This window comes from Actinospineispora acaciae DSM 45401 (assembly GCF_000620785.1).
Classification (GTDB): Bacteria; Actinomycetota; Actinomycetes; order Mycobacteriales; family Pseudonocardiaceae; genus Pseudonocardia; species Pseudonocardia acaciae.
This window is the reverse complement of the sequence record NZ_JIAI01000025.1, coordinates 43,867-58,973: the sequence shown is the minus strand read 5'-3', so window position 1 is coordinate 58,973 and position 15,107 is coordinate 43,867. Positions and strand designations below refer to the sequence as shown.

General features: G+C 71.6%; 1 protein-coding gene and 1 pseudogene (1 of these 2 running past the window's edge). One reads left to right on the top strand and one right to left on the bottom strand.

What is annotated here, in order from left to right:
• The first annotated feature begins 30 nt into the window (after nucleotides 1-30).
• On the top strand, nucleotides 31-291 hold the full coding sequence (locus tag N912_RS66265; RefSeq protein WP_245645937.1) for a nitrilase-related carbon-nitrogen hydrolase: 261 nt from the start codon (nucleotides 31-33) through the stop codon (nucleotides 289-291).
• Nucleotides 292-1,701: 1,410 nt separating this feature from the next.
• On the opposite strand, the pseudogene N912_RS58855 reads toward N912_RS66265, so the two are convergent.
• Nucleotides 1,702-15,107: pseudogene (locus N912_RS58855) on the bottom strand (MFS transporter); its annotated part runs 39,037 nt beyond the window's last position; the annotation flags it as partial.

Here is a 15,107-nt window from a genome sequence, read left to right as displayed (position 1 = left end):
TGGCACGGGATCACCCGGTTCTACGGGCGGATGTTCCAGCTCTACGTGGTGTTCGTGAACCGGGTTGGGGTGGAGGGCGACCTGCGGTTCTGGGGCGGCTCGCACATCATCGACCCGTGGGGCGACGTGATGGCCGAGGCGCCGGTGGCCGCTGAGCACGTGTCCACCGCCGAGGTCGACCTGGCCGAGGTGCGCCGGCGCCGCCGGGAGATCCCGTTGGTCAAGGAGGCCCGGTTGGGATTGATCCAACGGGAGGTCGCCCGGCTGGTGGATGAGGGCGGCGACCTGTGAGCCAGTCATCCCTCTTCCTCGGTGCTTGGCGGGGGCATCGCCTGGAGATGGTCGATCGCTCCTCGCGGTGCCCCACAGGGCCTGCGACGCAAAGGCCAGGGCCACGAGGCCGGCAATGAGCGGCAACCCCCGCGCCAGCGTTGCCGAGGCGGCGCGCAGCGCGGCACGCAGCCTGTTCGTCGCGGCTCGCAAGGTGCCGGGGCTGACGGGTTCTTTGAGCACCTCGTCCAGCCGGGTCAGTGCGGCATCCTTGGACTCGCCGGCGAGCGCCCCCGCCGCCTGCAGACCTCGTTCCGAGAGCGCGTAGGAGTCGGGAGCCTGGCCGCGCCGGTCGACCAGTCCCACGTCAACGAGAAGCGTCAGGCTCGGTTCGATCTCCCGTTCCGTGATCCGCGACGCCTCGCTGAGCTCGCGCCGAGTGCCCGGGCCCGACATGTTGATGGCCCGCAGGACGCCGCCCGGAGAACTCGGAGCGGGCGCGAGCCCGGGAGGCGCCGGAAGCCGGTACAGCGGCACCCGGGTGTTGGCGTCCGGAGCGCGGACCACCTGCCCGAGCTCCATCAGCGCGCCCAGTCTCGGGCGCAGGCAGCGCTCGGACCATCCCAGCTCGGCGACCACGTGGGCGAGGGTGGCGCCACGCGGTGTGGCGCCGAGCACCGCGACGATCGCGTCGTCCAAGGCGCGGTTGGCGAGGTCCGGATCGAGGTAGGTATCCGGGTCGGCGATGCCGAGGACGGCGAGATCCGCCGCCATGTCGATGGTCTCGGAAAAGAGCGGATGCAGGGTCGTCTCACCGGCCATCCGGCCACCGACGACCAGCAACCTGGAATGCCGGTAGGTCCGCGGTTGTTCAGGCAACTCGGCGAGCTCGTTCAGCAGAGGGCCGACCCTGTAGAGGAAGTAGCGGGCATCGTCGCCGGGCGGAGCGGGGCGCCGGACCAGTTGCCACTCTATGAGCGTTCTGAGTCGGCGCAGCATGTCCGGCTCGGACAGGCCGGTTCCGGCCGTCAACCCCGACAGGGTCTTGCCGCGCCGGCTGGTGCCCAGCGTGACCAGCGTGGCGCCCACCGATCTTGGACCCCACCCGTACCGGTCGGCGAGTGCCCAACCACCGAACACCACCATCGCCGCATCCGCGCCGCCGCCGTAGCTCGACATGGCCAACAAGGTCACGACGCTCACGATCATGGAGAACCAGGGCAGCCACCGCGCCCGATGTCCGAGGATCTTCCGGATCAGGCGGACCAACGCGGCGTGCAGTCGCTGCAACGCGGTGGGCCGTCCGGCGGACCGGTCGCTTCGGCGGCCGGTGGGGTCGGTGAACCGGGTTCGTTCGGTGCCTGGCTGGTGGTAGGCGACCGTGTCGCGGCCCGACTCCCAGGCCCGTATGTAGAGCGAGCCCGCCTCGAAGATCAGCCCGGCGGTGTCGTCGGCCGGGGCGTTGGTATGCGCGATGCCGGCGGTGGTCGTGAGCACCACACCGGAGATCTGGCCCTTGGACCGCGTGTAGATCTCCTGTGCGCTCTCCTGGCGGATCGTGCGCCGGGCCGTGTCGAGCGCGGCGACCGCGTCGGCGTGGTTGGTGTCGCCCAGCACCACGATGAACTGCTTCCCGCCACCTCGCCCGCCGCGGCGAGCGAGTTCCGAGCCGGGGACCTCCTCGGCCAGCGTCTTGGCCACGTACCGCAGGGCGAGGTCTCCGGCGGGGTGCCCGTGGGCGTTGTTGATCTCGCTGAAGTCGTCAATGGTCACCACCGCCACCGCGACACCCCGACCCGCCGCGACCGGGTCGCCGATGAGCGCGTCCAGGTGGCGGCTCAAGCCCCTGTCGTTGAGGGCGTTGGTGAGATAGTCGCGCTTGGCGGCCGCGCGGTCCCGCTCGGCCTGCTCGTGGTACGCCTCGCAGGCCTCGACGAACCGGGCCACCGCGGCGCGCGCCCGCCGCCACTGCCCCCGGCCGGCCAGCCATTCATGGACCTCGGCCAGCACCCGTTCTGGATCGGGCCGTTCCACCACGGGCCGTCCGGCGACCTCGGACGTCGCGGGGAGCTCGGCCGTTGTCGGGCCGATCGGGGTGGCGTTCGCGGGTTTCCGCGCGTCGCGGATCATGCCGCTTGCCTGGTCGAGGTAGGCGACGCGGTCGCGACCCCAGTCCTTGGCCTGGTACAGCGCCTGGTCGGCCTGTTCGCGCAGTTGCCCGATGGCGAGTGGGAACGACCTGGTGTGGGCCACCCCGACGCTGATCGTCGTGATCGGGGCGACGCTCCCACCGAACCGCTTCTCGGTGTGGGTCCGCTTCCGAACCGCCTCGAACGCCGTGACCGCCCTGTCGAGGTCGGCGTTGAGCAGCATGACGACGACCTCGTCGCCACCCCACAGCACTACCTTCGAGTCGGGCAGCGCCACCTTCAGCATGGCGACGAGCCGCTTGCGCGCCTTTTCCCCGGCCGCTTCGCCGTACCTGGCGTTGAAGTCTTTGAACTTGTCGAAGTCGATCAGTGCGACCACGACCCCACGCCCACCCAGATCAGGGTTGGCGCTGATCCTGGCCAGCTCTTCGTCAAGGCCACGCCGGTTGAGAGCCTCGGTCGACGGGTCCTCGACGGATGCCCGATGCGCGCGAGCCGCGGACTCCCGGTGCGCTTGTAACCGCTCGTCCAGGCGCTGGACGAGGTCGGCCAACAGGCGGTAAGCGCGTTCTCGCGCCCCGTGCCTCGCCAGCCGGAAGGCCTCGTCGAGTATCCGGGAGGCATCCGGTTCCGAGCGCGATTCCATGACCGGTTCGGGTGCACGGTCACCGCCCCGGTCGCCAGCCGTCGCTGCGTCCGCGAGGTCGCTGTCGACGTGATGGGCAAGCAGCAGCCGGTTGAGCGCCAGATGCAATCGGGCGTAGCCGACCGGGTCGTGGATGCTCAGGGTGGCGGAGCGATCGCCGGCGAGCACGGTGACCCCCAAGCCCTCCGTGTCGGGCATCGACGCGTCGGTCAGGGTCAACGAGGTTGCCCCCCACCGCACCCGGAACCGAGGGTCGGCCTCGGCGTGCTCGGCCAACCGGTCCAGGTCGCCGGGTCGTGACGTGGTGTTGCGCCAGTCGTAGGTGCGCGCCAGCCGTTCCTCGCCGCTGGGGCCGAGCTTGTCGATGACCTCAACCCCGGCGGCGGTGAGGGCGTGGCTGAAATGCTTCTCGTTGAACCTGTCCAGCGCCTCGACCCACGCCGGGTCGAACACCGCCAGCACCCGGCCGTCGGACTGGCGGATACCGACCTCGACCGACGCCCCGAGCTCCGCGTTGGCGCGAACCAGGGCGGTGGCCCCGGGCACCAGCGCCGCCGGCCGAGCCGAAGCCGCCGGCACCCCCCGCGCCACGTCGATGCCGGAGACCACCACGATCGGCTCCCCGGTCGCCACCAGGCCCGCGAGCACCTGGCCGAGCTCCTCCGGAGCGGACCGCTCGTTCGGGTGCTCCGCGCGCGCCAGCTCGGTCCACAGCCCCTCCAGCCGGTGTTGCGCCCGCCGCACCTGCCTGGCCGCGCGTCGACGCCCGGACGGGTCCGTCGCGTCGAACCACCGCCGGTAGGCCTTGTCCAGCCGGGCATCCATCCGTGCCAGCTCAACGGCCAGGTCCGGCGGGCCGCGAGCCCAGCGCACCAACCAGCCGTCCTGGCCCGCCGGCCACCATCGCCGCACCAGCGCCCGCACCGGCCGCGCCAGCGTGAACAGCCCCACCACCGACAACGCCGCCGTGTTCCCGGCCGGCGAGGGGGTGCCCCGCACGACACTCGCCGCGTCCGTCACCGCCGGATGGGAGTCGGCGAGGACGCCCAGCACGGCCGCCGACATGACGGCCACCACCGCGATCGCCCAGCCCAGCACGGACCGCAGATGTTCGGCCACCGCCCGCAGCCGGTCCCCGAGCGTCGTGCCCAACGCCCCGTTGGGGCTCCGCGCGTGCGCGTTCGACCACATCTCGTCCGCCGTGGTCGTGGTGTCAGCGCCGCTCAGCTCGTACACGGAGCGGTCGCCGAGCCAGTCCCGGGCAGTGGCCACGGCACGGACGGTTTCCTCGTCGGTGTCCTCCTCGTCGGCACGGTTCAGGAGGTCCTCCGCGCGCGTCAACCAGTCCGCCGCCAAGTCCCTGGCCCCCCAGTCCAGGTAGAGCGCGGCGTTCTCGATCATCAAGATCGCCGAGTACCGACGTTCCGCAGGCCCGTCAGGACCGGCAGGACCGGCGAGGAGCTCATGCACCACGGCGCCCATCGGCTCCTCGGTCATCTTGTTCTCGATCTCGACGGCGATCGTGACTGCCAGGGCGAAGGTGGACCACGTTGCTCGCTCGATCCGTCGCGCCTTGTCCATCACCGACCGGAACTCGTCCAGCGCCTCCCGCGCCGCAATTGACGGGGCCTCGGCGTCCTCGCCATCGATCAGGGCGCGGTCGACGGCGGAGATCGCGTGCGCGGCCCGGTGCAGGTGTCGCCAGGCCTGCTTGATCAGCCCGATCAGCTTGGCCGCCCTGGCCTTTGCCCGCTCCAGCAGGCCGTGGTCGACCGTCGGGGAGTAGGTGAGCACCGGGTTGTCGCGCGACGTGCCGGGATGGTCGTGGTGGAGCTGTCGCAGCCAGCCAGAGAGCGCCGCGGTCAGGTCCGGATCATCGGCCCGCTCGGCCAGCTCGATCAGGTCGAAGATCAGGTCGAACCGGTCGGCGCTGACCGAGACGACCCGGCGTCCACTCGGCCGGTGTACCCAGCCGATCGCCACCGGATCGTCGATGCCTTGCCCGCGAGGCCAGGCGTCCCCCGCGCGGTGCAGGTCCAGGGTCGCTTCTCGTGTGCCGGCCACGGACGCCCGCCACACCGTGCTGGCCTTCAGGTTGTACGACGCCGCCAGCCGCGCGACGATCTCGTCCATAGCCTGCGGCCCGCCCGGCGGGCCATGGCCACCGTGGAGCCGTACGTCCGGGCTGTCCGGTAGCTCGGAGCGGCCCGGCATCGGGTAACCAGCGGGCGGGAGCTCCCCCGGCCGCCATGCGTCCGCCTCGGCGTGGGCCCGCTCGATCCGATGCTGGTCACCGGACAGCCCGGCGTGCCACACCTCGGCGGCCAGGCTCGTTACCCACCGCGCGTGGTGCTCGTCCACCAGCGGGTCGGCTATGGGGGCGGCGAGGTGTACCAGCTCGTGCAGCACCACCTCGGCGGTGTCGAACGCGGCCAGGATGGACGCGGTGGCGCCGGCCGGTGCCGCCGCGAACAGGCTTTCTCGTAGCACCATCTCCCGCCTGCCCGGGCGCGCGAAGGCCACGGCCGGTGCGGGCAGGTTCGAGTGGGTGGCCCAGGCGGCTTCGAACTCGGCGTCGGGCAGGATGCTCACCCATACCGGGCCGGTGCCGGCCAGCCGCAGACCCGGGGCGCTGCCCTGCACCAGCGAGGCCGCCCCCCGGAAACGCTGGCGAACGGCGGGGCTGAGCCAGTCCCAGTTCCGGACACGGAACGGCGCGGGGCCCCCGTGGGCCGGTTCCTTGTCGACGGGCGGTGAGTCTGGCTGGACGTCCAGGGAATCGATACGGGGGCTGCCTACCTCGGTGCGCGTGCGCGCCAGCACTGGGATGACGGCGACGGTGATGTTGTCATCGCCGCCTTTGCGCACGGCGAACGTGGCGAGCCACCGGGCGGCCGCACGCGGGTCGAGCGACGAGATGGCGGTGAGCTCGGTGGCTTCCTCGGACAGGTAGTGGGTCAGGCCGTCGCTGGCCAGGACCAGCATCCCGGCCTCGTCGGGGATGAACTCGCGCACGCCGGCAAGGTGGGGCTGGCCGCCCGCACCGAGCCACTGCTGGAGTACGTGCTTCTTCTTTCGATCGTGGTGTGGTGCGGTCAGCAAGGTCACCGTGGTCCGGGTGACCCAGTAGGCGTCGGTGTCCCCGTTCCACCCCAGGAGGATTTGGGTCCGGTCGTCCGCTCGCTCGGTGAGCAGGGCCGACAGGTAGGTGGTGGCGGGGGCGCCCCGATCGGTGGCCGGCACCTCCAGCACGTCGCGGTGGGCGGCGTCGAGCGCGTAGCGGGTCATGCGCGCGAGGCTGCCGAAGGCACGGACCAGGCCGGCGGCACCGGCCCTGGCGGCCGCCAGGGCGCCTCGGTCGGCGTTGCCCGACGAGCCGACACCGTCGGTGACCACGACGACGAGCCGACCCGAGGCGGCGGCGACGGCGCCGGCGTCCTCGTTGGGCTTGTGCCGGCGGCTTCCCCGGTCGGTGACCAGCGCGCCCGGGCCGACGGTGAGGCCGTCGGGACGGGGGATGACCAGCTCGACCCGGTCCGGGCTCGGCGCGGTCGGGGTGCTGGCGAGGCTGGCGCCGGGCGGGACGGCCGCGGTGTCCGGCCTGGTCAGGATCGTCGGGTCGAGGGGGGTGTTCTCGGTGACCGGGTAGACGCCGACCAGCGACTGCGTATCGGCGTCCGCCCGCCTCGTGGTCAAGGCCACACGGGTGGTCACTCCGCCGCTGGTCGGCGGCCCCAGCGCCACCGGCACACTGAAGTCGAACCGGCGGACGAGCAGGTGGCCGGTGAGTCGGCTCCGCTCGTGGTCCGTGCGCGCGGCACCGGCAACCAGGTCCAGGAGCCAGAGCAGCCGCTCGGTCACGGACAGCACCGTCGGCAGCCAGGCTGCCCGCTCGGCCAGCCGGGTCACCACATTCGGATCGACCACCAGGACACCGTCGGCCGTCGGGATCTTGTACACCGCGATGCCGTTGTGCCAGGCGGACGTGAGCCCGGACCGGCCGTCCACCTCCGCCGCCGTGAGCGCCGGATGGAGGTCACGCAGCCCGCGCAGCGCCCGGTCCGCCGCGTCGAAACGTTCCAGCTCGCTCGGTGACATCCCGGGCAGCGCCAGCTCGGCGTGCGCCAGGGCGGTGGCCGCGTCGACCAACAGCGCGGTGCCCGAATCCTCCGCGCGCAGTCCGTTGAGCTCCCTCAGCAGGCGCTCGGCCTCCGCAAGCGGGTTGCTCCCCCGGGACGAGCCGAACCGGCCGGGGACCATCGCGGCGGCCACGCCGTACCCGGCGGCGGCCGGCCAGATCATGCCGATGACCGCCTCCACGCCGACGGCGAAGCCGACGCGCGACAGGATGTCGAGACCCGCCGGGCTCCGCGCCCAGCGAAGAACCCCTCGCCATGTCAGCGGGTCGGGTCCGCGCTCGGTCTCGGTGCCGACCTCCAGCGCCGCCTCCGACCACCGGACCAGCGATCGACCCCACGCGGCCAGCCGGTCCTTCAGCAAGGCCTGGAGCGCGCGCAGCCACGGTGGTGCCCTTGGCTGGATGACGTATCGCCACGTCACGTAGGCGAGCAGGGCCGCGCCGACGATCCGGCCGATGGTCGTGTCGTCGGACAGCACGCCGAGGAGCGCCGGCACCGCGGCGTCGGGTTCGGTGCCACCGTGCCTGTCCTCCACGGCGCGCGGCCGCTTGGTTCCGTGCTCGGCGATGCTGGCGTTGATCTTGCCCAACTCGGCCGCGTAGCGCTGGCATGCCGGGCAGCCGTCGAGGTGGTTGCTGGTCTTGGCCCGAGCTCGACCGACCAGCGTCCCTCGAACCCAACGGGGCAGGTTCGCCACCGTGTCCCGACAGTGCACGGGCAGGTCCGCCTCGGGAGGAAGGTGTTCGCGCAGGAATTGCTGCAGCAGCCCCTCTCGCGCCCGATAGGCCAGGGCGGACACCGAGTTCGGGGTCATGTCGAACTCGGGGGCGGCCAGCGCCGGGGTCAGGCCATCCACCTCGGTGAGCCGGAGTACCCGCCGCCACCTCTCGGAGAGGCTGGCCAGAGCGCGGTCAATCTTCTCGCGGTCTGGGCCGCGCATCAGTGCATCGTCGACAGGCGGCGAGTCATCGGCGCGGCGATCCTGCCAATCTAGCTCGGCGTCGTCGAAGTAATCGACACGGCGGTCGCGGTCGAACTGGTCGTACCTGATGTGACGCATCGTGGTACGCAGGTAGGCGCGGAAGTGGCGGATGGGCGGCCCGCCACCGCGCATCAGATACTCGAAGACCTTGAGGAACGCCTCCGACACCAGGTCGTCCCACGTGGTTATGTCTGTGGACAGCTGGCGTGCCAACGCGTAGGCGGAGTCCCGGTGACGTTCGTACAGCAGTCCGTAGGCGCGGCGGGCTTCCGGGGATCCCTGGTGCACCTGAGCCACCAGCTCGGCGTCCGGGGGGTCGTCCTCGCCTCGGTGGTCGAGGACGTGATGATCGCCGCCGTCAGCGAGCCGATCGTAACCGGGTGGTAGCTGAACATCCGCTGGCGCCGGCTGCTCCGGGCGCCAGGCCCGTACCAGCGCGTCCCAGAACTCGACCATCACCCACTGCCTGATCAGAGCGTCGTCGTGCTCGCGCGCCGGCAGCGGTTCGGCGAAGTCGAGCCGCTGGGCATGCTCTCGCGCGGCAAGGCGGCCCCGCTCGACCAAGGCCTGCCGCAGGATGCGTTGGATCCAGAAGGCGTTGCGCTCCAGCGGGCGAATGTCGTTGTCTGTGATCGGAGTCCGGTCGGCAAGATGTACCCACTCGTGCAACAGATAGATGATCGCGTCGATCACCTTGGGGACCAGCCCGTCGGCTTCGCGCGGACTGAACAGGAACGCGGACCGCCGGAACACCAACAGCCGCAAGTCGAGGTCCGCGAACGCCAGCGGTGGCGTGGGACCGCGCCCGTGCAGCTCGCGATAGCGGGAGGCGAAGGCGTCGTCGGACAACAGCTCCACCCGAACTCGACCGGCGGCCCGCCGAAGCCACACGCCGGGGCCGCTGTCCATCAGCGTGGCGTAGGCGAAGGTGAACGCGGCCTTGACCCGCTCGTCGAGCCCGTCCCACCCGTCGATGGTGAACGCGTCGAGCGGGTCGGCGTGGGGGGTCGTGGGCGCCGCGTCCGGCCGGGAGCCGGCCAGTTCAAGGGCCAGCTCCCGCAGCAGGTCTCGGGCCATGCGCCAGGTCGCGGACTTGTCGAGATCGCCGGGCTGCTTCAGGGCCTGGCGGGTCCACTCCTCGGCTTGTCGTAGGTCCGGGTGCAGGTGGACGGGGAACCGGTCGAACCGAGCCAAACCGACGCCGAGGTCGCCAACGCTGGCCTCATTCCGGCTCGCGGAGCTCCCTCCCAGCGCCCCGGAGCGCCTCCGTACCGTCGCCGCGTGCACGGCATCACCGGCGACGAGCACCAGGAGCCCGGCCGCCGCGAGCACGGCCGCCACGCCGGGGGCGCCGGCCACGAGCGCGGTCGCGGCGCCGGCGAGAAGCACCACACCCGCCGGCAGGCCGGCCGAGTTGGGCGGTGGCCGGTCCGGCCGTGAACCCTGGCGCAGGTGATGGTGGGCCACCACGAGGGCGGGCACGGTCGACGGAGGCACCTCGCCCTCGTCGGGCAGCTCCAGCCTGAGGAGCCTGGGCAATCCGGCCGGCGGTTCGTCGGGCTCGGTCCAGTACCGCAATGGCTCGATCAGCGGTGCGGACTGCTCGGCCGGGAGCCGCCGGACCAGCTCGGTGATGGCCGTGTGGGCCAGGGCACGCGCGGCGCGGGCCTCTTCCTCGGTGGCCGGTGGCGGGGCCCGCTCGCTGATCGTCCGGTAGTTCGCTAGGAAGCGGGCCGGCTCATACCGGTAGTGCAGGCGCAGCCGCCATTGGTCCGGGCGGTCGAACGCGGCGGCGGCCTCGATGAACAGGTCGGGGTCGGTCGCGGCGCGAAGCGCGTGAGCCAGGTCGGCGGCGCGCCGGTTCGCGGCGGTGTTGGACGGAGGGAGGCCGAACTGGTCGAGCAGCCGCCACCACCGCTCGGCGGAGTCCAGCAGCACCTCGAAGAGCTGGTCGCGGTGCTCGTCAGGGTGGGTGGTGGCCAGCTCGGCGCCGAGCTGGTCCAGGAGCGCCTCGGCGTTGCGCATTGCGTCGCGGGTACGCACGGGCTGGCCGATGGCGGCTCGTTCAACCGCCACGTCGAGCAACAACTTGACGCGGACCAGCATCTGCTTCGGGGTCGGCTCGGCGGCCGGCGCCAGCAGCGGCGCGGGCACTGCGGTGACGAGTCCGGTGTCCGGGTCGACGTGGGTGACCACGCCGAGCACCCGGCCGTCCGGGTCCAGCAGTACGCTGCCCAGCTCGGCCCGGGCGAGCGGCGCGGACAGGGTGATCGAGACCGGCCCGGCGGCGAGCACCGGGGCGAGGCTGGCCACCCGGGCGCCGGCGGGGTCGCGGCCGACCACCAGCACCCGATCCCCGGCGACCGCCTCCGCGGTGGCGGCCGGCAGCGGGGTGGCGTTCTGATCCGGCACGTACAGCATGAACAGGTCGAGATGCTCGGAGAACTCGGCGTGCTGCCGTTGGACGAGCCGCGGCGCACGGGCGAGTGCCACCGGGTCCCCGCCAGGCCGCGACCCGTCGGGTTTGATCATGGTGGCCGCGTGCACGTGGTTGCCGTCCACGCTCAACCTGGACCTGTGCTCGTCGGTGAGGTGACCGGCGCCGTCCGGATGCGGCAGCGGGGTGATGATCAGGTCACCGGCGAAGGCCCAGCCGCCGCCGATCGGCTCGTCGTCCAACTCGACTGTCGGTATCGACTCCGTCGGCGCGTCCGGCGGGGAGGCCATCTCGGCGGCGAGGGCGGGGTAGACGTTCGCCACCCGCCCGGTCCGCCGCCACCTCCGGTTCACCACCAGCTCCAGCCGAGCGGTGGGCCGGCCGTCCTCGTCGAGGATCTGCAGCCCGGCCGGTACCTCGATGTCCACCTGGTAGATGTCGACCTCGTCGTTGGCCGCGACGGGGGCGGTGGCAGCCGTGACACCGTGCGCTACCAGTTCCACCAGCCACCGGGCGCGTTCGTCATCGGTCAGCGCGCGGTACCGGCCGAACAGCCACCGCCCGGCCAGCCGGGTGAGCCGTCCGTCCGTGCCGAACAGCTCGTCCGGCAGCGTCAGCCCGGGGAGGTCGGTGGCGGCCGGCGGCGCCGGCACCGTCGGCGATGTCGACAGCAGGCTGATCGTCACGGTGTCACCATCGGCGTGCGCGACCAGCATGGAGTGGGGCTGCGCCACGGCGGACTCGACCAGCCCGGACGGCGCCCGAACCTCGGCGGCCAGTTCGGTCAGGGGCAGCCGGCCGCCGTGCTCGTCCAGCGCTCGCGCGGCCCGCCTGGCCAGCCGCAGCAGCACCGGTGGGGTGGCCAGCTCGGTGGCCAGCTCGGTCGCATCCCGGTCGGTGATGGTTATCAGGTCGGCCAGCCGGTTATCGCCCGGCTCTGAGATGTGCGACTCGCCGGCCTCGCGCGACGCGTCGCCGAGATCGCGCAGGACCGTGGCGAGCAGGGACAACGCCCGCTCGTCCGCGCCGCGCTCAGACTGGTCGCGGGCCCGGGCCAGCATGGCCGCCGACGCTTCGAGCCGGTGCGCGAGAAGGTCGCCGTGCGTCGGCCCGCTTCGGGGAGCCGGCACGGACAGCTCTGGCTCCGGCGCGATCAGCGCCGTCGGGTCCAGCACGTTCGCCGGCTGCTGGAGGTCGTCTCGACGCGCGCCGCGACGCTGGTCGATGATCTTGCGGGTCAGCCGCCCGACGCCCACCAGGCCCACCGCCACGACCGCCGCTGTGGCCGCGAGCCAGGCCACCACCACGGCGACCCCACCCCAGGAGATCTGGGGGTCGGTGTAGCCCACGTCCCCATACGCAATGGCGGGCCAGAGCACGCCCCACGCCGCCCAGCCGGCGACCGCGACACCCACGACCAGCAGCACACGTCTCACAATCGTCCGGGTACGAAGGCGCTGTTCGGCGCGAACGATCACGGCCGGGTCGGGCTGGCCTTCGGCGTACTCGACCGCCGCGTCGTACGCCTCGGGCGCGGTGATCAGACGGCTCCTGAGCAACACCGCGAGCCGTGCATTGAATGCGGCATTCGCGAGGCGGCCGGGGAACCAGCTGTCGACCCTGTTGTCGAGGTACCGATGGCTTCTGAAGAAGCCTTCTTGGCCTTTCATGTATTTGATGAATGCGGCGCGGAGAGTGGGGATCGTCCAGATGAACTCCAAGATCTCGCGCGCGGTCTTTTCAGTCAGTTCAAAGCCGGCGGCCTCGGCCTCCGCGTGAAGGTCGACGTTGAACCTGTTGTTGGTCTTCAGGAACTCTTCGATGCCCAGCAAGAGGCCTTGCAGCGGACGGTCAAGCGGCCACAGCGCGAGGTCGCCGACGGCGATGGCGACCTCCCCTCGCCGGTCCCGGCGAGCGCCCTGAGATTTGGTTGTCTCGTCGAATCGGGTGGCGTAGATCACCTCGTAGACGAACCGGCGATGCGCGGTGCCCGACAGCTCGGTGAACTGGGACATCAATGTGGAGACCACGGCGGCGGCCAGCCGCTCGTCGGTTCCCCGGCCGTGCAGTTGCACGACATCGTGCCCGGCGGCCGCCACCAGCAACAGCAACAGCTCGTGGTCGGAGTAGATGCCGGGCTCGGCCTTGAGCCGCCGCAGCGCGTATGCGATCGTCAATTCGATCACGTCGCGGGAATGCTGACCGTGATGATAGAAGCTCAGCACGCGATGGATGATTCCGGCGCGCATCTTGGCCGAGGCCATGTCTCGCCCGAACTGTTCGTCGACCATCCACAGGAGCCGCGCAACCAGCTCGATCACCTGGTCGGCGAATGCCCTGTTGTTGGCGAGCACCTCGGAGGGGATCCGCCCGCGCACGTCCGCGACATTCTCCGGGGTGGCTTCCGACCGCGACCACAGGTCCGCGAACGACGGGTCGACGGCACGCAACGCCAGTACGTCCGACTCGGCGGTGTCGAGCGAGGCCGACCCCGCTAGCGCCAGCGGATTCGGTGGGCTCCGTGGCCGGGGAGCCCCGTTCAGCGCTCGACGGGCTAGGCGAACCACCGGACCCATCGCGAGCGCGGCCAGCGTGGCGACACCGGCGAGCAGCACCGCCGGCCCACCGGAGATCCCGCCGCTGGCCAACACGCCGAGCCCGGCGGCCCCCGCCGAAGCACCCGCGAACAGGCCAACCCCGACCTCCCTGACCGCCCCGGACCAGAGTCCGTGCCGGTACCAGGGTTCGCCCGGCTGGGCCGGCAGCCGGCCCCGATCGGCCGCGTTCGCCACCTGGACCGCGACAACCACGGCGAACAGCCCGACAGCCACAGCGGCCGGGGCGAGGCCGATCACCACCGCGCCAACCCCCGCGACCATCCCCGCGCCGGCCACCCGGGTGAACCGCCCGGCCATCGCCTGCCCGTAGACAGCGGCGGCGCCGAGGACGACGAGCGCGCCGAGCGTGGGCACCGAAACGAGATCCGCCAGCCCCCGCGCCACGCCGACCGGGCCATCGGTGCGCGCCAGCTCTCCTGCGGCCCACGCCGCGGCATCACCAGCGACGAGCAACAGGATGACGATCGCGGTCATCACGAGAGCCATCCGCGTCACCCACCGAGGTGTGCGCGGGGCTTGGGTCGTGGTCGTCGGGTCCGCGACCTGAGCGGAGGGCGGCGGAGAACGTTCCCGCTGGTCACCCATGCCGGCTTGGCGCAACAACGACCGCGCCCACCAGGGCGCGGACACCGCGACGACCAGCGCACCGAGTCCCATGGCGAGCAACGCCAACGGCGTGTCGTGGGGCGCCGCGTGTGCCAAAGGACTCCTGACCGCGCCCGTACCGAAAGAGTCGGCCCATACCGGGGCAAGGGCGGCGAACAGCACCAGCCCGACCACCGTGCCGACGGCAATAACGCTGGCGATGCCCAGCGCGTGTCCGGGGAACCGCCACCTCGGCACGGATCGACCGAGCCACAGCAGGTAGCCGCGAAGCCCGGTCGTCACCCGCAGGGTGTATTCGGCACCACCGAGTTTCAGTCGTTGGCCAGGCCGGACCTCTTGACTTCCGGTAACCGTCACGGACGTGCCAGTGCCCCTGATCTTGATCTTGTTCTTTGCGCCCGTGGCGACGACGTACCAGCGCCCGTTGTCGAAGCGCAGTTCCGCGTGTTTGGGTGACAGCCTCCGGTCGGAGATGGCGATGTCCACACTCGGATCACGACCGATCTCGGCGCGGGCGCCCCGGATCGGGAACCGACCCCGATCACCCACCCGGATCAGCGTCGCCGCGGTGCCGAACGGCAGGTGGTTGCGGCCGGGAGCGGTACGCGCGAGAACGGCATTTCTGATCTCTTCCACCAGCGAGTCGACCAGCGCCAGCGTGATCCGTGAGAGCCAGCGCGGCGGGGATGCCAGCGTCCGAACGCCGGCACGGTAGATCCACCAGTTCACGTCCAACCACAGGCCCCGCAACGTCTGGGCGCCGCCGGCCTTGGCCGTGGATGGTCGGTCGTGGCGCAGGATGGCCCAGAAGATGGCGGCGTCGATGAGGGCCAGGACCGTCATGACGATGTAGGCAGCGGTGGAGCTCTGGAGCGCCATGAGCCCGGTGGAGGCGATGAACATGGCGCCGTTGTCGAACCAGCCGTTGCCTCGGGATAGGCGGTCGCGGGAGGACTTATCGCGGGCTTTGTAGCCGGCGTCGCGGGCCTGGAAGAAGATGGCGCCGGCCATCGAGCTGATGGTGACCAGGATCGTGCCCTTCAACCAGTCGCCGTGCAGGGCGGCGGGCAGGAAGCCCTGGTCCAGGGCCAGGCGGGTCAGCCAGGACCAGTGGGCGAGGTCGAACAGGGCCAGGGCGCCGAACCGGGTCCAGCGTCGGTGGGCGCTGTTGACGTGGGGGTCGAGGCTGTCAAGGTCGGCGGCGGCGGTCCGGGGCAGCTTGTCGCCGAAGACGAACCCGACGTGAGACACGGCGAAGC